19 protein-coding genes and 1 tRNA gene are annotated in these 19,009 nt (G+C 68.1%); 4 read left to right on the top strand and 16 right to left on the bottom strand.

All coding sequences use genetic code 11. The annotated features are described in order from the left end of the window. Nucleotides 1–400 precede the first annotated feature (400 nt). Genes PO78_RS03185 through PO78_RS03175 form a run of 3 tightly spaced genes read right to left on the bottom strand, consistent with a single transcriptional unit; the run spans nucleotide 401 to nucleotide 2,889 of the window. Entirely contained in the window at nucleotides 401–1,363 is a 963-nt protein-coding gene (locus tag PO78_RS03185; RefSeq protein ID WP_043741966.1) for an HD domain-containing protein, read from the bottom strand. After that, a complete protein-coding gene (locus tag PO78_RS03180) occupies nucleotides 1,356–2,630 on the bottom strand; it encodes an Arm DNA-binding domain-containing protein (RefSeq protein WP_004357361.1) in 1,275 nt (424 codons plus the stop codon). The genes PO78_RS03185 and PO78_RS03180 overlap by 8 nt, the downstream gene beginning before the upstream one ends. Before the next feature lie 25 nt (nucleotides 2,631–2,655). Then, entirely contained in the window at nucleotides 2,656–2,889 is a 234-nt protein-coding gene (locus PO78_RS03175; protein WP_004357363.1) for a hypothetical protein, read from the bottom strand. 148 nt (nucleotides 2,890–3,037) lie between these two features. Between PO78_RS03175 and PO78_RS03170 the strand changes: the two genes are divergently transcribed. Further along, entirely contained in the window at nucleotides 3,038–3,256 is a 219-nt protein-coding gene (locus PO78_RS03170; RefSeq protein WP_004357365.1) for a helix-turn-helix domain-containing protein, read from the top strand. A 142-nt stretch (nucleotides 3,257–3,398) separates the two neighbouring features. Here the strand turns inward: PO78_RS03170 and PO78_RS03165 are convergent. Then, nucleotides 3,399–3,475: transfer RNA gene (locus tag PO78_RS03165), tRNA-Arg, on the bottom strand. Nucleotides 3,476–3,622: 147 nt separating this feature from the next. On the opposite strand from PO78_RS03165, the gene PO78_RS03160 reads away from it, so the two are divergent. Further along, nucleotides 3,623–4,069, top strand: a complete 447-nt coding sequence (locus PO78_RS03160; RefSeq protein ID WP_004303635.1) for a c-type cytochrome — start codon at nucleotides 3,623–3,625, stop codon at nucleotides 4,067–4,069. Between the two features lie 138 nt (nucleotides 4,070–4,207). Here the strand turns inward: PO78_RS03160 and PO78_RS03155 are convergent, their stop codons facing one another. Then, complete coding sequence (locus PO78_RS03155) at nucleotides 4,208–6,199, bottom strand: UvrD-helicase domain-containing protein (protein ID WP_043741961.1); 1,992 nt, start codon at nucleotides 6,197–6,199, stop codon at nucleotides 4,208–4,210. A 161-nt stretch (nucleotides 6,200–6,360) separates the two neighbouring features. Further along, nucleotides 6,361–6,801 (bottom strand): bacteriohemerythrin, encoded by a 441-nt coding sequence (locus PO78_RS03150; protein ID WP_043741958.1) that lies wholly within the window; start codon nucleotides 6,799–6,801, stop codon nucleotides 6,361–6,363. Nucleotides 6,802–7,003: 202 nt separating this feature from the next. Between PO78_RS03150 and PO78_RS03145 the strand changes: the two genes are divergently transcribed. Both PO78_RS03145 and PO78_RS03140 read left to right on the top strand, forming a co-directional pair. Beyond that, nucleotides 7,004–7,501 carry a TlpA family protein disulfide reductase gene (locus tag PO78_RS03145; RefSeq protein ID WP_043741957.1) on the top strand — a complete coding sequence of 166 codons (498 nt, stop codon included), beginning with the start codon at nucleotides 7,004–7,006 and terminating at the stop codon, nucleotides 7,499–7,501. A gap of 20 nt (nucleotides 7,502–7,521) precedes the next feature. Next, a complete protein-coding gene (locus tag PO78_RS03140; protein ID WP_043741955.1) occupies nucleotides 7,522–8,169 on the top strand; it encodes a pentapeptide repeat-containing protein in 648 nt (215 codons plus the stop codon). A gap of 552 nt (nucleotides 8,170–8,721) precedes the next feature. Here PO78_RS03140 and lipA read toward each other — a convergent pair. The 10 genes from lipA to PO78_RS03090 all read right to left on the bottom strand — a co-directional run bounded on the left by lipA (nucleotide 8,722) and on the right by PO78_RS03090 (nucleotide 18,852). Next, nucleotides 8,722–9,669: a lipoyl synthase gene (gene lipA / locus PO78_RS03135; protein WP_043741953.1), complete on the bottom strand. Its 948-nt coding sequence runs from the start codon at nucleotides 9,667–9,669 to the stop codon at nucleotides 8,722–8,724. 64 nt (nucleotides 9,670–9,733) lie between these two features. Beyond that, nucleotides 9,734–10,414, bottom strand: a complete 681-nt coding sequence (gene lipB / locus PO78_RS03130; protein ID WP_004322949.1) for a lipoyl(octanoyl) transferase LipB — start codon at nucleotides 10,412–10,414, stop codon at nucleotides 9,734–9,736. Then, the gene (locus PO78_RS03125; protein WP_004322951.1) at nucleotides 10,411–10,695 is read right to left on the bottom strand and encodes a YbeD family protein; all 285 of its coding nucleotides are present in this window, start codon (nucleotides 10,693–10,695) and stop codon (nucleotides 10,411–10,413) included. Before PO78_RS03125 ends, lipB begins: the two co-directional genes overlap by 4 nt. A gap of 42 nt (nucleotides 10,696–10,737) precedes the next feature. Then, nucleotides 10,738–11,865, bottom strand: a complete 1,128-nt coding sequence (locus PO78_RS03120; protein WP_004322953.1) for a D-alanyl-D-alanine carboxypeptidase family protein — start codon at nucleotides 11,863–11,865, stop codon at nucleotides 10,738–10,740. Between the two features lie 108 nt (nucleotides 11,866–11,973). After that, complete coding sequence (locus PO78_RS03115; protein ID WP_043741951.1) at nucleotides 11,974–13,119, bottom strand: septal ring lytic transglycosylase RlpA family protein; 1,146 nt, start codon at nucleotides 13,117–13,119, stop codon at nucleotides 11,974–11,976. 17 nt (nucleotides 13,120–13,136) lie between these two features. Beyond that, on the bottom strand, nucleotides 13,137–14,279 hold the full coding sequence (gene rodA, locus PO78_RS03110; RefSeq protein ID WP_004328740.1) for a rod shape-determining protein RodA: 1,143 nt from the start codon (nucleotides 14,277–14,279) through the stop codon (nucleotides 13,137–13,139). Continuing rightward, nucleotides 14,276–16,321 carry a penicillin-binding protein 2 gene (gene mrdA, locus PO78_RS03105; protein ID WP_012584309.1) on the bottom strand — a complete coding sequence of 682 codons (2,046 nt, stop codon included), beginning with the start codon at nucleotides 16,319–16,321 and terminating at the stop codon, nucleotides 14,276–14,278. Before mrdA ends, rodA begins: the two co-directional genes overlap by 4 nt. Nucleotides 16,322–16,333: 12 nt before the next feature. Continuing rightward, on the bottom strand, nucleotides 16,334–16,855 hold the full coding sequence (gene mreD / locus PO78_RS03100; protein WP_004301680.1) for a rod shape-determining protein MreD: 522 nt from the start codon (nucleotides 16,853–16,855) through the stop codon (nucleotides 16,334–16,336). 3 nt (nucleotides 16,856–16,858) lie between these two features. Continuing rightward, the gene (gene mreC / locus PO78_RS03095) at nucleotides 16,859–17,737 is read right to left on the bottom strand and encodes a rod shape-determining protein MreC (protein ID WP_012584308.1); all 879 of its coding nucleotides are present in this window, start codon (nucleotides 17,735–17,737) and stop codon (nucleotides 16,859–16,861) included. Nucleotides 17,738–17,808: 71 nt separating this feature from the next. Continuing rightward, complete coding sequence (locus PO78_RS03090) at nucleotides 17,809–18,852, bottom strand: rod shape-determining protein (protein WP_004301678.1); 1,044 nt, start codon at nucleotides 18,850–18,852, stop codon at nucleotides 17,809–17,811. Nucleotides 18,853–19,009 lie beyond the last annotated feature (157 nt).

Genomic DNA, 19,009 nt, shown 5'->3' with positions numbered 1-19,009 from the left:
GCACGTCGCGATGCCGTGGACATTGAAGATGCTGCGTTGGCAGTATCACTGCTATCTCATGCGGCAGTGCCTTTGGCACCAGTCGCCTAAGGCGCGAATGCGTCGACATCTGGATGACTGCTGTGACGCCGTGCCCGCGCGGTCACGGCGCAGTTACGACCGACCGCAATCGCTGCGTAGCTGACCTTGGCTTTGAAATTCTGACCGGCAGCAGAGGGTCGGTAGGGTGAGTTGGCGATTTCGGCAACCGGTCATTCTTCTCGCATACAGCCGAGCGGAATCGAGCGACACCAATGGCCGACAACCCGATCTTCGCCGCGTCCCCACATCGCGGAAAGGCCCCTCTGACTTGCCTGCTTCATGTAGGTCCGCGCAGCGGAGTCCTTCCCGGACTCCCCCTTCAGAAAGCCGCCCCAACCACGTAGGGGCGCCCGCGCAGATGCGGATGAAACCGCCCGAACCCGGCCTCCGCCGGCGAGTGCCGCGCCATCAACTCGATCTGCCCCGAGAGCCGGTCCGCCGCAGAGAGCAGGACCGCGTCGAGCGTGCAGGGCTCGCGCAGACCGAGCCAATCCGGCGCCCCACGGGCGCTCGTCAGCGCGTGGATCAGGCCGAGGTAGTGGGACTCGGGGAGAGCGATGCGCGCGTGGGCGATGGCGGCGGCGATCCACTCGATGATGGTGTTGCGATGGCCGACGAGCTTGCCGCGGGTCGTCAGCTCGAGACCGCTGTAGCCGAGACGGTACTCGTCCGCCTTGCCCGCGTCGTGCAGCAGGGCGGCCATCAGGAGCACCTCGGGGCAGGCGAGGGGCTGGCCCTGGGCCATCCTGAGCGCCTGCTCGGCAACCTCCAGGGTATGCCACAGATTGCCGTGCACGCAGCTGTGATGGCCCTTCAAGGAGCTGGCGCCCACCAGGTAGCGATGCAGCCGTCGGCTGTCCCAGAAAATGGCGTTGAACAGGTGCTGGAAGTGCACCGGCAGGCGCTGCCACAGCGCGCTGGCACGACGGACGAGCGTGCGCTCTTTCACCCAGACCGTCGGGATCGTCTGGAAGAGATCGAGGCTGGCCTCGGGGCGCCCGAGCACGACCAGGCGGCTGATGCGCACCGCACCGCCGAGGCTCACAGGCCGACCGAGCCAGCGAATCGACACCAGGCAACCCGCACCCAGCCGGACATCGACCTTGCGCGAGGGCCACTCGACCATCAGGCTGGCCCGCTCATGAAACAGCCCAGCGCGGTTCAGGACGCAATGGTTATCCAGTGGCAGGCGGCTGATCGACTGCACGCGAAACACGGGCGGGAGCTTGGCCACTACGTTGTCCGGGGCGGCCGTGGGGATGGGCAGGCGGTATTCACTCATGGTCTCCTCCTTGAGCGGCGTTCTCTGCCAGCAGCTCGGCCTCCTGCTCCGCCTCCTCCGCAGGGGCGGTCTTCACCGGCAGGAGCTGGGTGCCCAGGGTCTGCGTGATGAGGCGCTCGAAGGCCGAGCCATCCCGCCGCGTGAGGTTGGGCACGTAGCGCGAATACACCCGGAACAGCATCTCGGTGGTGGTGTGCCCGAGCTGACGGGCGATCCACTCGGGCGCCTCGCCGCTGGCGAGCCACAGCGTGGCGGCGGTGTGGCGGCACTGATACGGCCGGCGCTGCTTGAGGTTGAGGTGCCGCAGCAGCGGGTACCACACCCGGTTGGTGACGTTCTTGTGGTCCAGCGGCGTCCCCAGCCGATTGCAGAACACGAACTTGCCGAGCTTGCCGGTGGCCTTGAACTGCGCCTGCAGCGCATCGAAGACGAGCTGACTCATCTGGATGTCGCGCTGGCTGCCGTCCGTCTTGGTGTATTCCTCTTCACCGCCGACGATGGTCTCGCGAACCAGGATGAGGCGGTTGTCGAAGTCGACGTACTTCCACTGCAGTCCGTCGACCTCGCCGGTGCGCAGGCCGGTGAAGAAGCGCACGGTGAAGTAGTTCCTGAAGTCGGGCCGCACGGTGTCGAGGATCTGCTTGACCTCGGCGAGGGTGAAGGGATCGACGTCGGTGCGCTTCGTCTTGAGCTGTTTCACGCTGTCGAAGGGCGTGCGAAAATCAAACCGGTCGGCCGCTTCATTGAGGACTTGCCTGAGCGGGTTCAGCATCTTGTTGATCCTTGCCGCAGACAGTTTGGTTTGCTTGCCTTTCGCGGTCGCTTTCCCGAGCTCGGCGCGATAGGCAAGGACGTCCGCCTTGGAGATCTGGCCGACCTCCTTCTCCCCGAACCTCGGGATGAGGGCGCGATCGAGGGTCGCGCGCAGCGTGGTCTTGTACGAACGCCGCCACTCCACCTCTTTCTCGCCGTACCAGGTCTCTGCGAAGTCCTTGAAGAGCGGAGTGCTCGCGACGCTGGCTGCCGCCGACGGCAACGCAACCGCAGCAGCGCTGACCGGCCCGACCATCCCCCCAGGGGCTGGATCGAACTTCGCGGCGTTCTTGCTGCCTGGGAAGAAGCGGCGGTAGTCGAAGGTGCCGGCGGCGATGTCGGCCTCGATGCGGTCAAGCACCTTCTGCAAGCGCTTGCGGTTGGCTGCGGTGTCGCCGAGCGCGGTCTGTTCGCGGTAACGCTTGTCCTGGTACCGGAAGTCGATGAAGAGCATTCCGTTATCCTTTCTGGCACGGATGCTAGCCATGGCAGACGCCTCCGTTGGCCATTGGGATCGCAAACGACTGCTCGGAGGTGCAGCCCATGTCGCGCTCGATGTGCTCCCAGATGTAGAGGATCTTTCGTCCGCCAAAGGGGCGGATGTAGTGCGTTCCCTCCAACAGGACGCTGTCTTTAAGGCGCTCGCGAATCGTACGCGGGTCGTATTTGATCCTTCCGGCCAGTTCGTCGGTGGTCAGGTAAGTCAGTGACATGGCTTTCTCCACTCGTTAGAATCATGCAGAACGACAGAAAGTCTTCGAGAAGATCTTTTTGCCACCCTGAATGACATTCTAAGACGCAAAACGCCCTTGTCAAGGCTTTTTTGTCATTCTGAACGACATTTAGTCCTAGGGGACGACAATGGTGCGCTGCCACCTCTCACGCCTGATGGGCGAGCACAAACTGAAGATCGCCGATGTAGCCCGTGAAACGGGCTTGCACCGTAACACAATCACCCTGCTCTACAACGAGACGGCAAATCGGGTTGATCTCGAAACCATTGATCGCTTGTGTGCATTGTTCGAATGCACGGTTGGCGAGTTGTTCGAGTACATCCCCGACGCAACGAACACCGCGTGAGGCACGGCGGGCAAAGGTCGAAGTGGTGACTTAGTACGTCTTGTGCCAAAAACGTCGGGCACGACGCGGGCACAAAATGGGCACAGGGTGGGCACAAAGAACAATGGGCTAGGTCCGCGAAGACCTAACCCATTGAAAAATATGGCGCGCCCGAGACGATTCGAACGTCCGACCCCTGCCTTCGGAGGGCAGTACTCTATCCAGCTGAGCTACGGGCGCGTGGTGTCCGGACGAAGCGCCCGGACAAGGCGCGGAAGCATAGCCCGCTTCGGCGGCAAAGTCCATGGCGCGCTGCCACAATGGTTTTTAGCCCGCTATAATCCCCGCTTTAGACCCTGTCTTGCGCCACCGTCCGAGGATCAAAGCATGTCGAACCCACGCCCCCTGCGGCCCGCCCGCCTCGCAATGCCCGTCGCCCTGGTCGCAGCCGCGCTGCTGGCCGGCTGTGGCGACTCGGGCAAGGTCGATGAAGAACTCCGCGCCACGCTGATCCAGCCGGTCGCCCGTGTCGAGATCCAGGCCGTGACCATCACGCCGGGAACCCGCACCGGCGAGCAGATCTACAAGTCGATCTGCGCCGCCTGCCACGACGCCGGCGCGGTGGGTGCGCCGAAGACCGGCGACGCCGCGGCCTGGGGACCCCGCCTGGCGCTCGGCCACGACGGCCTGACCGCCTCGGCGATCGCCGGCAAGAACGCCATGCCCCCGCGCGGTGGCGGCAGCGACCTCACCGACACCGAGGTGAAACGCGCCGTGGCCTACCTCGCGAACCTCGCCGGCGCCGGCTATACCGAGCCGCCGGTCGAGAAGTAATCCGCGGGCTGCGTCGCAGCCGTCGGCCAGGTCAGGAAAGGCAGCCTCCGCGGCTGCCTTTTTTGCGCCTGGGGCCCCGGCCTGCAGCAGACCCCTATCGCGCCCTTTCCTGTCGGGGCCCCACAAGCGAGCGGCCGCTCAAGCCTTGTCGCGGTTCTCGAACATCGCCATCAGGTTCGCCAGCCGCGCCTTGCCTTCTTCCTTCGTCACCGGCTGTGCGGTCTTGCGGTCGTTCATCTTGATGTCGCCGCCCATCTCGGCGATGAAGCGGCTCGGCTCGCAGGTGCGGAACTCCTTGCCCGACTTGCGCCGCTCGCACCAGGTCAGGTTGAGGCTGCGTTGCGCGCGGGTGATGCCGACGTACATCAGGCGGCGCTCTTCCTCGACCTTGTCCTCGTCGATGCTGCTCTGGTGCGGCAGCAGGCCCTCCTCGACGCCGACCAGGAACACATGCGGAAACTCCAGGCCCTTGGATGCGTGCAGGGTGGCCATCTGCACGCCGTCGAAGTCGGGGTCTTCCTTGTCGAGCATGGACATCAGCGCGATGGTCTGGGTGAGCTCGAGCAGGTTCTTGCCGTCCTCCTCGCCCTTGCGGCCAAGCCAGCCGACGAAATCGCGCACGTTGCTCCACTTCGACTCGGCCTCGCGCGTGTCGCAGTGCTCGAACAGCCAGGCCTCGTAGCGGATCGCGCCGAGCAGGTCTTCCAGCAGCTGCGCGGCGGGCTCGCGCGGGGCGCGGTACTGCAGACGGTTGATGTAGGCGGCGAACTCCTGCACGCCCTGCAGCTGCTTGGCGTTGAGGTGCTGGGTGAGGCCTTCCTCGAACACCGCGGTGAACAGGCTGGTGTGGCGATGCCCGGCGTAGGCGCCGAGCGCCTCGATGGTGGCGGCGCCGATGCCGCGGCGCGGCGTGGTGATGGCGCGGATGAAGGCGAGGTCGTCGTCCTCGTTGACCAGCAGGCGCAGCCAGGCGATGAGGTCGCGGATCTCGGCCTTGTCGAAGAAGCTCTGCCCGCCCGACATCACGTAGGGGATGCGGTGGTTGCGCAGCTGCTGCTCGATGAGGCGGGCCTGGTGGTTGCCGCGGTAGAGGATGGCGTAGTCCTTGAAGCGGGTGCGGTGCTCGAACTTGTGCGCGGTGATCTTGGTCGCCACCCACTCGGCCTCGTGCTCGGCGTCGCGGCAGTTGGTGACGACGATCTGCTCGCCCTGGCCGTGCTCGGACCACAGGCGCTTGTCGAAGAGCTTCGCGTTGTTGGCGATGACGGTGTTGGCGGCTTCGAGGATGCGGCGTGAGGAGCGGTAGTTCTGCTCGAGCTTGATCACCTTCAGCTTGGGGTAGTCCTGCTGCAGCAGCTTCAGGTTCTCGACGTCGGCGCCGCGCCAGGCGTAGATCGCCTGGTCGTCGTCGCCCACCGCGGTGAAGGCGCCGCGCACGCCCGACAGCAGCTTGAGCAGCCGGTACTGGGCGCGGTTGGTGTCCTGGTACTCGTCCACCAGCAGGTAGCGCAGCTTGTTCTGCCAGCGCTCGCGCACCTCGGGGTGCTCGTCGAACAGGCGCACCGGCAGCGAGATGAGGTCGTCGAAATCCACTGCCTGGTAGGCGCGCAGGGTGCGCTCGTATTCCTTGTAGAGCCTGGCGGCGACCGAGGCGATCTCGTTGTCGGCGAGCTGCGCGGCCTCCTCGGGCGTGATCATCGCGTTCTTCCACGACGAGATCTGCCACTGCATCTGCTTGGCGATGCCCTTGTCGCTGTCGCCGGCGACGTCCGAGACGATCTGCACGGTGTCGGAGGCGTCGAGGATGGAGAACTGCGGCTTCAGCCCGCAGTGCTTGGCCTCCTGGCGGATGATGCGCACGCCGAGCGCGTGGAAGGTGCACACGGTGAGCCCGCCCGGCACGCGCCCGCCCATGATGTGGGCGACGCGCTCCTGCATCTCCTTGGCGGCCTTGTTGGTGAAGGTGATCGCGGCGATGTTGGCCGCGCCGATGCCGCACTCGTTGATCAGGTGCGCGATCTTGTGCGTGATCACCCGCGTCTTGCCGCTGCCGGCGCCGGCCAGCACCAGGCAGGGGCCGTCGAGATAGCGGATCGCTTCGCGCTGGGGCGCGTTGAGGAGGGCGGACATCGTGAGCTGGATCGCAGAAAAGCAAAGCCGCCCGGCCGGGCGGCGTGGGGATCGATTCTAGCCGATCGGGCGTGCGGCCCGGCGAGTGCCGGCCGGACGGCGCCGGATGCGCGGCCACCGGGCGCTCGCCCAAGGTCGCCTGCGCCCGCCTGGCGAGGCGCTCACAGGTTTTCCTTGCGCCGCAGCACCAGCGGACGCCCATCGTGGGACTTCTTCACCAGCCAGGTGGCGAGTGCCGAGTCCATGTAGTCGGCGTGGCCGGGGAACCAGTCCATCAGCGCCTGCGCGAGCTCGCGCGCGATCTCCACCTCGCCCTTGGCGACGAGCTCCTGCACCTCGCGCACCGACGCCATCACCTTGGCGTGCTCGTCGATGTGGCAGTCGCCACCGGTGGGGAAATCGGCCGCGGAGAGCCAGGCGTCCTCCTGCGCGAAGTGCGCCTCGGCGTGGCGGGCGAAGGCCTCGAGCGCGGCGGGGATCTCCGCGTCGCTCGCGCGCAGCAGCGCATCCACACAGTCCACGAACTCGCGATGGGTGTCGTCGATCGTGCGATGCCCGAGCAGGAATCGGTCACTCCAGGTAAACACGGGGGGGCTGGTCATTGCGGTCTTGCCTCGGATCGAATGTCGGAAAACGGGTGCAGGGACGCCGGTCGCGCGTCCCCGATGCTTGAAGTCTAGCAAGACGGGCACCTTTGCAGGCAGCGCCTGTCCGACCGGTCGAAGGTGACAAGCCCCGGGCGCTCGCTCAAAATCGCCCGTAAAGCGCCTGCCGCCGCGCAGTTCAACCGTTCCGGACCCCGCCATGAAGCTCAAGATCGCCGCCGCCGTCGCGGTCCTCGTCCTCGCAGTCGCCGGCTTCTTCGTGTTCACCCAGAAGCCCGCCGCCCCCGACGTGGCCTTCTCCACGCTGCAGGGGCAGAGCTTCCGCACTGCCGACCTGCGCGGCAAGGTAGTGCTGGTGAACTTCTGGGCCACGACCTGCACCACCTGCATCAAGGAGATGCCGGCGCTGAAGGCGACGCAGGAGAAGTTCGAGGCGCGCGGCTACCGCACCGTGGCGGTGGCGATGGACTACGACCCGCCCGCCCAGGTCGCCGCCTTCGTCGAGCGCAGCGCCCTGCCCTTCACCTTCGTGCTCGACCGCGACGGCAGCATCGCGCGTGGCTTCGAGGGCGTGCGCCTGACCCCGACCAGCTACGTCCTCGACAAGCACGGCAGGATCGTGCAGAAGATCCTCGGCGAACCCGACTTCGACAAGCTGCACGGCCTGCTCGAACAGCTTCTCGCCGAACCCGCCTGACCGGGAAGCCCACGCACCCCATGCCCACGATCCGCGCCACACTGCACGCCACCCTCGCGGCCAGCCTGCTGCTCGCCCTGCTCCCGCCCGCCCACGCCCAGCGCGCCGGCAACATCGGCGGCTGCGACATCCGCCGCGGCACGCTGTGCACCAACCTCAACCTCAACGGGGCAAACCTCGAAGGGGTGAATCTGGCCAACTCGCAGTTCACCCGCTCGGATCTGTCCGGCGCCAACCTGCGCGGCGCCACCTTGAACGAAGCCAACTTCTCCCAGGCCGAGATGGCAGGCGCGACGCTGGACAAGGCCTCGATGCTGCGCGCCAACCTGCGTGGCGCACGCCTGACCGGCGCCAGCTTCAAGGAAGCCGACCTGCGCAACGCCATCCTGCAGAACGCCGACCTGCACGACGCCGATCTCACCGCCGCCCAGCTCGGCGGCGCCGACCTGACCAACGCCCGCGCCGAGCGCAGCCGCTTCGATGGCGCCGAGCTCACCCGCAGCAACCTGCGCGCCGCCAAGCTCGCGGGCGCGTCCTTTGTCGGCGCCAACCTGCAGGGGGCGAACTTCACCCGCGCCCAGCTCAGCAACGCGGACCTCACCGGTGCGAACCTGGATCAGGCGGTCTTCCTCAACGCGCAGACGGACGGGTGCAAGGGCTGTCCGTAGGCGGGGTTCTCGCAGGTCGGGACGGATCGACGCGGGAATCCACGGCGACGGCGGCGCCGGGAACGCGCGCGGCCGTCGTCCGCAGGCAGCGATCGCGACTTGCGTCGCTCCTACGGCGCGGCTTCGGAAGCGTGATGACTTCTGATCGGCGAGGTTTTTCGGCGCCCTGATGCGCGCAGGCGCGAGGCCTTGGGGCCGGGGTGGCGCTCGCCAACTTCAGGAGCGCCGAGGCGGAGGGCGTCGCGGGGGAAACAAGGCGACGCATGTCCGAGGCGCGCAGCGACGAGTTTGCGTCGCCGCCCCCGCGGCGTCCGCCGCCGAGGGCAGCCCCGAGCGAAGCGAGGGGCCGCGAGTGCAGGCGGCGAGCGCCACCCCGGCCCCAAGGCCGGACCGGAGCCGCGAAAGCCCCGGCGCAGCGAGCCCCGGGGCGGAGCGAAGCCGCGACGCCCCGAGCCAGCGAAAACCCCGGGGCCACGCCACCCGCGGGGGTTGGCGCCCCGGTCCGACCTGCGTCAGCGCGAAGCCGTCGCCCGGCCAGCCGCGGGAGTCTTCTCAGACCACCCCGGCCCCGTGCGCCTGCTGGTCGGCCCAGTAGCTCGAGCGCACCATCGGGCCGCAGGCGGCGTTCTTGAAGCCCATCTTCAGCGCCTCGGTCTCGAACATCTTGAAGGTGTCGGGATGCACGTAGCGCAGCACCGGCAGGTGGCCGCCTGAGGGCTGCAGGTACTGGCCGATGGTGAGCATCTCGACGTCGTGCGCGCGCAGGTCGCGCATGACCTCGAGGATCTCCTCGTCGGTCTCGCCCAGGCCCACCATCAGGCCGGACTTGGTCGCCACGTCCGGATGGCGGGCCTTGAACTGCTTGAGCAGCTCGAGCGAATACGCATAGTCCGAACCCGGGCGGGCCTGCTTGTACAGGCGCGGCACGGTCTCGAGGTTGTGGTTCATGACGTCGGGCGGGGCGGCGTCGAAGATGTCGAGCGCGATCTCCATGCGGCCGCGGAAGTCCGGCACCAGCACCTCGATGCGGGTACTCGGCGAGGCGGCGCGGGTCTCGCGGATGCAGTCGACGAAGTGCTGGGCGCCGCCGTCACGCAGGTCGTCGCGGTCCACCGACGTGATCACCACGTAGTTCAGCCGCATCGCGGCGATGGTCTTGGCGAGATCCCTCGGCTCGTCGGGGTTGAGCGGCTCGGGACGGCCGTGGCCGACGTCGCAGAACGGGCAGCGCCGGGTGCAGATGTCGCCCATGATCATGAAGGTGGCCGTGCCCTTGCCGAAGCATTCGTGGATGTTCGGGCAGGAGGCTTCCTCGCACACGGTGTGCAGCTTGTGGTCGCGCAGCGTGGCCTTGATCTCGTTGAAGCGCTCGGCTTCCATGCCGGCGCCGAGCTTGATGCGGATCCACTCGGGCTTCTTGAGGCGTTCGGCAGGGACGATCTTGATCGGGATGCGGGCGGTCTTGTCGGCGCCGCGCTGCTTGCGCGCAGGGGTTTCCATGGTCGCTGTTCTCTGTGGGTTTCCGGGTGGGAAGGGCTGATCTCGGACGGATCCGTCGGCGCGATTATGGCCCGGCGCGCGCCGCTGCGGCGCCGGGGGCTGCCGGATCCGCATTATCGGTTTCCCCAATGTCCGACGATGGGGGCGGCAGCAGGCGCTGCAGGTGGCCGAGCAGCACTTCGCCGACCGCGTCCACGCCGGCGTCGACACCGAAGTCCTTCATGCGGATCGTCTTCAGACCCTCGTAGCCGCAGGGGTTGATCCAGCCGAAGGGCGCGAGGTCGGCATCCACGTTGATCGCCAGTCCGTGGTAGCTGCAGCCGCTGCGCACGCGCAGACCGAGCGCGGCGATCTTGTCGCCGGCGACGTAGACGCCCGGCGCGCCGTCCTTGCGCTCGGCCTCGATACCGTAATCCGCCAGGGTGTCGATGATCGCCTGCTCCATCAGATGCACCAGCTCGCGCACCTTGAGCCTGCGCCGCGGCAGGTCCAGCAGCAGGTAAGCCACGAGCTGGCCGGGGCCGTGGTAAGTGATCTGGCCGCCGCGGTCGATGCGCACCAGCGGGATGTTGGCCGGGTTCTGCAGCAGGTGCTCGGGCTTGCCGGCCTGGCCGAGGGTGTACACCGGCGGGTGCTGCAGCAGCCAGAGCTCGTCGGGCGTGTCGGCGCCGCGCGCGGCGGTGAACACACGCATGGCCTCGAGCGCCGGCGCGTACTCCACCAGGCCGAGGCGCTTGACGATCACAGCACCACCTTGACCATCGGGTGGGCAGTCAGCTCGCGATACATGGCATCGACCTGCACCTGCGACAGCGCACGGAAGGTGCAGGTCACCGCGAGGTAATTGCCCTTGCTCGACGGCCGCATCTCGGCGCCGGCGGGCTCGAAGTCGGGCGCGTGGCGCAGCACCACGTCGATCACCGCCTGGGCGAAGCCGTCCACCCGCGCGCCCATCACCTTGATGGGAAAGTCGCAGGGATATTCGATCAGGCTCTGGCGCGTCTGCGCGTCCTGCTGGTCAGCCATGGCGGATCACCGTATTCGTGGATTCGCGGTCCGGAGCGCGCATCACAAGCTCTTGAAGAACATCACGATCGCATCCCACAGGCGGCCGAAGAAGCCCGCCACCTCGACGTCCTGCAGCGCCACCACCGGGTACTGGCCGAGCGGCTTGCCGTCGACCGCGACCGTCAGGGTGCCGACCTCCTGGCCGCGCTGCAGCGGCGCCACCAGGGGCTGGCGGCTCTCCAGGCTGACCTGGATCTTGTTTGCCGCCTCCTTGGGCACGGTGAGCGCGAAGTCCTTCGTGAACCCGACCGGCAGCTCGTTGAGCTTGCCCTTCCAGACACGGAACTTCGACAGCGCCTCGTCGGCGGAGTAGAGCTTGACCGTCTCGTAGAACTGGTAGCCGAAGTTGAGCAGCTTGAGCGACTCCTGCGCGCGCACGGAGTCCGAGGCCGCACCCAGCACCACCGAGACCAGGCGGCGCTCGCCGCGACGGGCGGTGGACACGAGGCAGTAGCCGGCGCTGCTGGTGTGGCCGGTCTTCATGCCGTCGACGGAGGGGTCCATGTACAGCAGGCGGTTGCGGTTGGGCTGCTTGATGCCGTTGTAGGTGAATTCCTTGAGCGAATACAGGCCGTAGTACTCGGGGAAGTCGCGGACGATCGCGCTCGCCAGCACGGCGAGGTCGCGCGCGCTGGTGTACAGCTGCGGATCGGGCAGGCCGGTGGAATTGGTGAAGTGGGTGTTGGTCATGCCCAGGCGCTGCGCCTCGCGGTTCATCAGCGCGGCGAAGGCTTCCTCGCTGCCGGCGATGGTCTCGGCGAGCGCCACGCAGGCGTCGTTGCCCGACTGCACGATCACGCCGCGGATGAGCTCATCCACACTGACCGGCTTGTTGGGCTCGATGAACATGCGCGAGCCTTCCATGCGCCAGGCCTTGGTGGAGACCGGCACCACCTGGTCGGGCTTGAGCGAGCCTTCCTTGAGCTTGGAGAAGGTGATGTAGGCCGTCATCAGCTTGGTCAGCGAGGCCGGCTCGATGCGGGCGTCGGCGTCCTTCTCGGCGAGCGTCTGCCCGGTGGCATGGTCGACCAGCGCCCAGGCCTTGGCGGCCAGCGCGGGGGGCGGCACCGTCTGCGCGAGCGCGGACAGCGAGAACAGCGAGACGAGTACGGCAATGAGGAAACGCATCGGGAAAACCTGGAGAAGCGGGAATGGGAACGGCGGATTATAGGCGCCGCGCATGGACGGGCAAAAAATGGAAAGCCTTTGTTGCAACCCGGGCGCGGTGCGCGACGGTCAGCGCACCACCACGAAGGGCTTGAGCTTGAGCACGTTGCCCATGCGCTCGGCCGCATCGCGCGCCGCCTCGACCGTGTCGTAGGGACCGGCGTGGAGGCGGAAACGTTCGCCATCGGCGAACAATTCGAAACGCTCGGCCAGATCCGAGGCCTGGCTGCGCACCGTGTCGCGGAAGCCTTCGGCGTTGGCGAACGAGGAGAAGGCGCCGAGCTGCAGGAAGATGCCCGCGCTCGCCGACGCGACCGGCGGCGCGAAGCCGCCCGCGGCACCGCAGACGGGGCCTTCCTCGCACTCGGGCGGGGCGAGGGCGATCGCGCTGCCGGCTGCCCGCGCGGGGCTCGCGACCGGCGCGGGCAGCGGAGCCTGCGCCACCGGCAAGGGGGCGAGTGCCTTCATCCCGGTCGCCGGCCCCGACCCCGGCATGAGGCCCTCGTTGGCGCGCGCCGGCAGCGGCGGCACCGGGCGCGCCATGGCGACGAGCGGCGCCTCGCCGGGCAGGATCTGCTCGACCTCGACCTCGGCGCTGCCGCCGTTGACATAGCCCAGCTTGTGCGCCGCGGCATAGGACAGGTCGATCACCCGGCCGCGCAGGAAGGGGCCGCGATCGTTCACCCGCACCACCACCGAACGGCCGTTGGCGAGGTTGGTCACGCGCGCGTAGCTCGGGATCGGCAGGGTCGGATGCGCGGCCGTCATCGCGTACATGTCGTAGGGTTCGCCACTCGAGGTCGGGTTGCCGTGGAAGCGGCGGCCGTACCAGCTGCCGTGGCCGCGCTGGCGGAAGGGGCGCAGCTCGGTGGCGGGCACGAAGCTCTGCCCCATGACGTGGTAGGGGCGGTTGGCGAAGCGATGCAGGGGCTCGTCGCGCGGCTCCGCGTCGGGGATCGCGTCGAGGTTGTCGGGGATGTCGTCGCCCGGGCCGTCGTCCTTGTAGTAGCCGCCACCGCGCACCGGGCTGCGTCCGGGTTTTCCAGCCTGCGCCGGCACCTCGGCGACCGGTCCTTCGCGCTTGGGCGCGGAGCCGCAGGCCGAGAGCAGCGCCACGATGCAGGCGAGGCCCGCCGCCACCAGGGCACGCGGCGCCCGCGCTGCCTGCGGGCGGGCTGCGAAGGCTGCGGGAAGCACGGGAGGAACTGGCGTCATGGTCGGTCGGGGTTCTCTCAGGTCTTTTCCGCGAAGCGGCTGCGCTGGATGCTCATGAGGATGCCGATCCCCAGACAGAGCGTGACGAGCGCGGTTCCGCCATAGCTGATGAAAGGCAGCGGCACCCCCACCACCGGCAGGATGCCGCTCACCATGCCCATGTTCACGAAGGCATAGGTGAAGAAGATCATCGTGATCGCCCCGCCGAGCAGGCGCGAAGCGTGGGTGGGCGCATTCGCGGCGATGTGGAAGCCGCGCAGCAGCAGCAGCACGTAGATGACCAGCAGCAGCACGGCGCCGACGAGGCCGAACTCCTCGGCGAGCACGGCGAAGATGAAGTCGGTGTGGCGCTCGGGCAGGAAGGCGAGATGAGTCTGGGTGCCGTCCATCCAGCCCTTCCCGGTGAGCCCGCCGGAGCCGATCGCGATCGTGGACTGGATGATGTGGAAGCCTCGTCCGAGCGGATCGCGCGTGGGGTCGAGCAGGGTGCACACGCGCTGCTTCTGGTATTCGCGCAGCACCTGCCAGTCCACATCGGGCTGACACAGGGTGTCGCCGAAGGCGACGATCGAGCCCAGCCCGATCACGCCCGCGACCACGATCGGGATCAGCAGCTTCCACGACAGCCCGGCGAAGTAGATCACGTAGATGCCGGATGCGGCCACAAGCAGGCTGGTGCCGAGGTCGGGCTGGATCAGGATCAGCCCCACCGGCACGAGCAGAAGCACGCCGGCGAGGATGAAGTCGACGAGGCGGGTCTGGCCCTCGCGCATCTGGAAGAACCAGGCCAGCATCAGCGGCATCGCGATCTTCATCAATTCCGAGGGCTGGATGCGCGCCACGCCGAGATCGAGCCAGCGCTGCGCACCCTTGGAGATCTCTCCGAACAGCTCCACCGCCAGCAGCAGCACCACGCCGAGCAGGTAGAGCGGTACCGCCATCGACAGCAGGCGCTGCGGCTTGAGCCAGGCCAGCAGCCACATGCCGGCGAGCGCGATGCCGATATGGGTGATCTGCGAATCCAGGCGCTCCGGCGAGGCGCTCTGCATCAGCACGTGGGCGTAGCCGAGCAGGACGGCGAGCAGCAGCAGCAGCAGGGGGTCGAGCGGGCGCAGGAAGCCGAGGACGAGCGCGAGCGGGTTGAAGCGGTTGTCGTTCATCGTGTGCTCCTCGCCACGCCGGGCTGCGGCGCGGGCACCGCCGCGGGCTGCGGCACCGGGCGCGGCTGCGGGGGCGCGGTCGGCTCCTCCGCCGGCGTCGCGGACTCCACCGCCGGCGTCGCCGGCGACGCCTCGCCGCCGCCCTCCGCGCCCTCCTCGCTCTCGGCGCCCTCCTCGTCCTCGGCGGCCGGCGCGCCGGCACGCTGGTCGAGCAGGTAGTAGTCGATCACCTGGCGCGCGATCGGCGCCGCCGACTGGGCGCCGAAGCCGCCGTTCTCGACCAGCACCGCGAGCGCGATCTTCGGATTCTCGGCCGGGGCGTAAGCGACGAACCAGGAGTGGTCGCGCAGGCGCTCGCGCACGCGGCCCTCGACGTAGCGCTGGCCGCGCAGCGAGAACACCTGGGCGGTGCCGGTCTTGCCGCCGACCGTGTAAGGCGCCCCCTTGAACGCGCGCTTGCCGGTGCCCGTGCGGTTGACGTCGACCATCGCGTCGAGCACCGCCCTCAGGTGCGCATCCCGCAGCGGAATCTGGCGCAGGGGCTCCGGTTCGACCGCACGCCGCTCGCCGGTGCGCGAATCGACCACGTACTTGACCACATGCGGGCGGTACAGACGGCCCCGGCTGACCAGCGCGGCGAGCGCGTTGGCGAGTTGCAGCGGCGTGTAGGCGTTGTAGCCCTGGCCGATGCCCACCGAGATCGTCTCGCCGCCGAACCAGCGCTGCTGCTCGGCCTTCTTGAAGCGCTTGCGCTTCCACTCCGGCGAGGGCAGCACGCCGGTGGCCTCCCCGGGCAGGTCGATGCCGGTGCGCTCGCCGAAGCCGAAGGGGGCCATGAAGCCGGCGATGCCCTCGATGCCGAGGTCGTTGGCGAGCTGGTAGTAATAGGTGTTGCACGACACCACGATCGACTTGTGCAGGTCCACCATGCCGTGGCCGCCGATCTTGTCGTCCATGAAACGGTGGCCGCCGGAGTTGAAGTAGCCGACGTCGTGGATCGCCTGCCGCGCGGTGCGCTTGCCGGTCTCGAGGCCGGCGAGCGCCATGAAGGGTTTGAAGGTGGAGCCGGGCGGATAGGTGGAATAGATCGCGCGGTGCAGCATCGGGTGGTCGGGCGAATCGTTGAGCGCCTTCCAGTCCTGGGTCGAGATGCCGTCGACGAAGAGGTTGGGGTCGTAGGTCGGCATCGACGCCAGCGCGAGCACGCCGCCGGTCGAGGGCTCGATCGCCACCAGGGCGCCGCGGCGATCACCGAAGGCCTTCTCGGCCACCTTCTGCAGTTCGATGTCGAGGGTCAGCTCGAGATCGTTGCCCGACGTCGCCGGAGTGTGCGACAGCGCGCGCACCGCGCGCCCGCCGGCGTTGACCTCGACCTGCTCGAAGCCGGTGGTGCCGTGCAACTCGTGCTCGTAGGACTGCTCCAGGCCGGCCTTGCCCATGTGCTGGCTGCCGCGGTAGTTGGCCGCGTTGCCGGCCTCCTCGATGCGCTCGACGTCGCGCTCGGTGATGCGGCCGATGTAGCCGATCACATGCGATGCGGTAGTTCCCTGCGGGTAGTCGCGCAGCAGGCGGGCCTTCACGTCGACGCCGGGCAGGCGGTAGCGCTGCGAGACCACGCGTGCGACCTCCTCGTCGGTGAGCCGGCTGCGCAGCGGCACGCTCTCGAAGTTGCGGCTCTCCTCGTAGAGCTTGCGGAAACGGCGGCGGTCGCGTCCGTCGATCGGCAGCAGGCTGGCGAGCTCGTCGAGCGTGGCGTCGAGGTCGCGCACCTGCGAGGGGGTGATCTCGAGCGTGTAGGTGGCGTAGTTGCGCGCCAGCACCACGCCCTTGCGATCGACGATGGTGCCGCGGTGCGGCACCACCGGCAGCAACGCGATGCGGTTGTCCTCGGCGCGGGTGAGGAAGTAGTCGTGGCGCTTGACCTGCAGGTGGTGGAAGCGCGCCGCGAGCAGACCGAAACAGACGAGCACGAACACCGCCGCCACCACGACGCGAAGCCGGAAGCGGGCCAGTTCGACCGCGGGCGCACGAAACTCGGTCATCGCCCGCCCGCCTCAGATCGGGCGATTGTCATCGCGCTCGTCCGGCTGGTACTGCGGCAGCAGCAGCAGGAAGGACAGCGGCGTCCACAGCAGCGCGCTGCCGAAGCTCGACAGGAAATACGCCCACCCGGGGAACTCCGCCCCCGCCACCAGGCGCACCAGCGCCATGATCGCCTGCGCCAGCAGCAGCAGGGGCAACACGTGCAGCGCCTGCTGCCAGGCGGGGAACCACAGCACGCGGCGGGCGAGCGCGTTGGCCAGATAAGCCAGCACGACATAGGCGAGCGCGTGCTGCCCCATCGCCGCGCCGAGGCCGACGTCCATCAGCAGGCCGAAGGCGAAACCCGCGCCCATGCCGATCGCGAGCGGCTCGCGCACGCACCAGAAGGCCAACGCCAGCGCTACCCAGTCGGGCAGGCCGGGCGTGCGTCCGGTGGGGATGTACTCCAGGCCGAGCGCGACGAACAGGCTCAGGTAGACGAACCACAGCTTGACCGGCTGCAGGATGCGGCTGGAACGGTTGGTGGGGTGCATGGTTCAGCGCCCTCCCGCGGGTTCGGGCGGCGGTGGAGGCGGCGGATACGCGGCGCGCCCGATCACCAGCACCTGCACGCTGCGCTCGATCGCCGCCAGCGGCTCGCATTCGATGCGCGCGAAGGCGTCCTGGTCGCGATCGACCCGGGTCACCGTCGCCACCGGCAGGCCGGGCACGAAGATGCCGTCGAGGCCCGAGGTGACGAGGCGGTCGCCGGGCTGGATATCGACCTCGGCGAGTACGTGGCGCATCTCCAGCATGCCGCGGCCGACGCCGTAGAGCACGCCGCGCACGCCGTTGCGCACCACGCTGACCGGAATCGACTGGTTGCGGTCGGTGAGCAGGGTGACTTCGGACTGGACCGGATGGACGCGGGTGACCTGGCCGATCACGCCGTTGGCGTCGAGCACCGCGAGACCGGCCTCGACACCCTGCTGGGTGCCGCGGTCGAGGATCACCTTGCGCGCGAAGGGGTCGGGCGCGTTGTAGAGGATGTCGGCGGCGATGCTCTTCGTCTGCACGCGCTGCGACATCTGCAGCAGCTCGCGCAGATGCAGGTTCTCCTGCTCGAGCTGCTCGAAGCGCAGCAGGCGTTCGCCGGCGCCGAGCTGGTGGCGGCGCAACTCTGCGTTCTCGAGCTGCACATCGACCAGGGTGCCGAAATAGCGCGAGGCGTTGCGCACCACGTCGGCCGGCGTCGACGCCGCCATCTGCAGCGGGTAGGTGACCACGGACAGCGCGTTGCGCAGCACCTCGAGATAGCGGAAGCGCAGGTCGGCCACGAGCAGCACGAGGCACAGCGCGACGAACACGAACAGGCGCGCCAAGGGTGCCGGGCCGCGCCGGAAGATGGGAGGGGGCTGATGGCCGACGAGAGACATCCGCTACGAACCAGGGCCGTCGGGTGGAGAGGAGAAACGCGCCCCGGCGCGCGCACCGGGGCCGGAGAGCGTCACTCGGACGTGAAGATGGAGGCGAGCTTGTCCATCTTGTCGAGCGCCATGCCGCAGCCGCGCGCGACGCAGGTCAGCGGTTCCTCGGCCACGACCACCGGCAGGCCGGTCTCTTCCATCAGCAGGCGGTCGAGATCGCGCACCAGGGCGCCACCGCCGGTGAGCATCATGCCGCGCTCGGCGATGTCGGCGCCGAGCTCGGGCGGCGTCTGCTCGAGGCCGATCTTGACCGCGGAGACGATCTGGTTGAGCGGCTCGGTGAGCGCCTCGAGGATCTCGTTGGACGAGATCGTGAAGCTGCGCGGGATGCCCTCGGCCAGGTTGCGGCCCTTGACCTCCATTTCGCGCACCTCGGAACCGGGGAAGGCGGAACCGATCTGCTTCTTGATCTTCTCGGCGGTGGTTTCGCCGATCAGCATGCCGTAGTTGCGGCGGATGTAATTGACGATGGACTCGTCGAACTTGTCGCCGCCGACACGGATGCTGCCGGAGTACACGATGCCGCCGAGCGAGATGACACCGACTTCGGTGGTGCCGCCGCCGATGTCGACCACCATCGAGCCGGTCGCGTCCGACACCGGCAGGCCGGCGCCGATCGCCGCGGCCATGGGTTCTTCGATGAGGAAGACCTGCGAGGCGCCGGCCGCCAGGGCCGCATCGCGGATCGCGCGGCGCTCGACCTGGGTCGAGCCGCAAGGCACGCAGATGATGATGCGCGGGGACGGCGAAAGCAGGCGGGAGTCGTGCACCTTCTTGATGAACTGCTTGATCATCTGTTCGGTAACGACGAAGTCGGCGATCACGCCGTCCTTCATCGGCCGGATGGCGGTGATGTTGCCCGGCGTCTTGCCGAGCATCTGCTTGGCCTGGTGGCCGACCGCCTGGATGGAGCGCTTGGCGTTGGGCCCCCCCTCGGTACGGATCGCCACCACCGAGGGTTCGTCCAGCACGATGCCCTTGCCGCGCACGTAGATCAGGGTATTGGCCGTGCCGAGGTCGATCGCGAGATCGTTGGAGAAATAGGAGCGCAGGAAACCGAACATGAAGCCTTCCGAAACCGGTGGAGTGGTCGAGCCGCGCGCAGTCGGCGCCCTGGGCGCGCTGCAACACGAAAACCCCGCCCGCTACCGCGAAGCGGTGTAGCCCCGGGCGGGGCAAAGACGATTATGATAACCTACAAACCTTTGTGGATTCAGCAGG

It is taken from the genome of Thauera sp. SWB20 (assembly GCF_000831325.1).
Classification (GTDB): Bacteria; Pseudomonadota; Gammaproteobacteria; order Burkholderiales; family Rhodocyclaceae; genus Thauera; species Thauera aminoaromatica.
The sequence above is the reverse complement of the archived record's forward strand: the minus strand, read 5'-3'. Positions and strand labels throughout refer to the sequence as shown.

Excerpts from the sequence above, each read along its gene's own strand:
- PO78_RS03125 (WP_004322951.1), bottom strand. The coding sequence starts at position 10,695 with ATGGCTGACCAGCAGGACGCGCAGACGCGCCAGAGCCTGATCGAATAT.
- PO78_RS03155 (WP_043741961.1), bottom strand. The coding sequence starts at position 6,199 with ATGTCCGCCCTCCTCAACGCGCCCCAGCGCGAAGCGATCCGCTATCTC.
- mreD (WP_004301680.1), bottom strand. The coding sequence starts at position 16,855 with ATGCACCCCACCAACCGTTCCAGCCGCATCCTGCAGCCGGTCAAGCTG.
- PO78_RS03120 (WP_004322953.1), bottom strand. The coding sequence starts at position 11,865 with ATGCGTTTCCTCATTGCCGTACTCGTCTCGCTGTTCTCGCTGTCCGCG.
- PO78_RS03170 (WP_004357365.1), top strand. The coding sequence starts at position 3,038 with ATGGTGCGCTGCCACCTCTCACGCCTGATGGGCGAGCACAAACTGAAG.
- PO78_RS03175 (WP_004357363.1), bottom strand. The coding sequence starts at position 2,889 with ATGTCACTGACTTACCTGACCACCGACGAACTGGCCGGAAGGATCAAA.
- PO78_RS03160 (WP_004303635.1), top strand. The coding sequence starts at position 3,623 with ATGTCGAACCCACGCCCCCTGCGGCCCGCCCGCCTCGCAATGCCCGTC.
- PO78_RS03115 (WP_043741951.1), bottom strand. The coding sequence starts at position 13,119 with ATGACGCCAGTTCCTCCCGTGCTTCCCGCAGCCTTCGCAGCCCGCCCG.
- PO78_RS03150 (WP_043741958.1), bottom strand. The coding sequence starts at position 6,801 with ATGACCAGCCCCCCCGTGTTTACCTGGAGTGACCGATTCCTGCTCGGG.
- PO78_RS03180 (WP_004357361.1), bottom strand. The coding sequence starts at position 2,630 with ATGCTCTTCATCGACTTCCGGTACCAGGACAAGCGTTACCGCGAACAG.
- PO78_RS03185 (WP_043741966.1), bottom strand. The coding sequence starts at position 1,363 with ATGAGTGAATACCGCCTGCCCATCCCCACGGCCGCCCCGGACAACGTA.
- rodA (WP_004328740.1), bottom strand. The coding sequence starts at position 14,279 with ATGAACGACAACCGCTTCAACCCGCTCGCGCTCGTCCTCGGCTTCCTG.
- lipA (WP_043741953.1), bottom strand. The coding sequence starts at position 9,669 with ATGGAAACCCCTGCGCGCAAGCAGCGCGGCGCCGACAAGACCGCCCGC.
- PO78_RS03145 (WP_043741957.1), top strand. The coding sequence starts at position 7,004 with ATGAAGCTCAAGATCGCCGCCGCCGTCGCGGTCCTCGTCCTCGCAGTC.
- PO78_RS03140 (WP_043741955.1), top strand. The coding sequence starts at position 7,522 with ATGCCCACGATCCGCGCCACACTGCACGCCACCCTCGCGGCCAGCCTG.
- PO78_RS03090 (WP_004301678.1), bottom strand. The coding sequence starts at position 18,852 with ATGTTCGGTTTCCTGCGCTCCTATTTCTCCAACGATCTCGCGATCGAC.
- mreC (WP_012584308.1), bottom strand. The coding sequence starts at position 17,737 with ATGTCTCTCGTCGGCCATCAGCCCCCTCCCATCTTCCGGCGCGGCCCG.
- mrdA (WP_012584309.1), bottom strand. The coding sequence starts at position 16,321 with ATGACCGAGTTTCGTGCGCCCGCGGTCGAACTGGCCCGCTTCCGGCTT.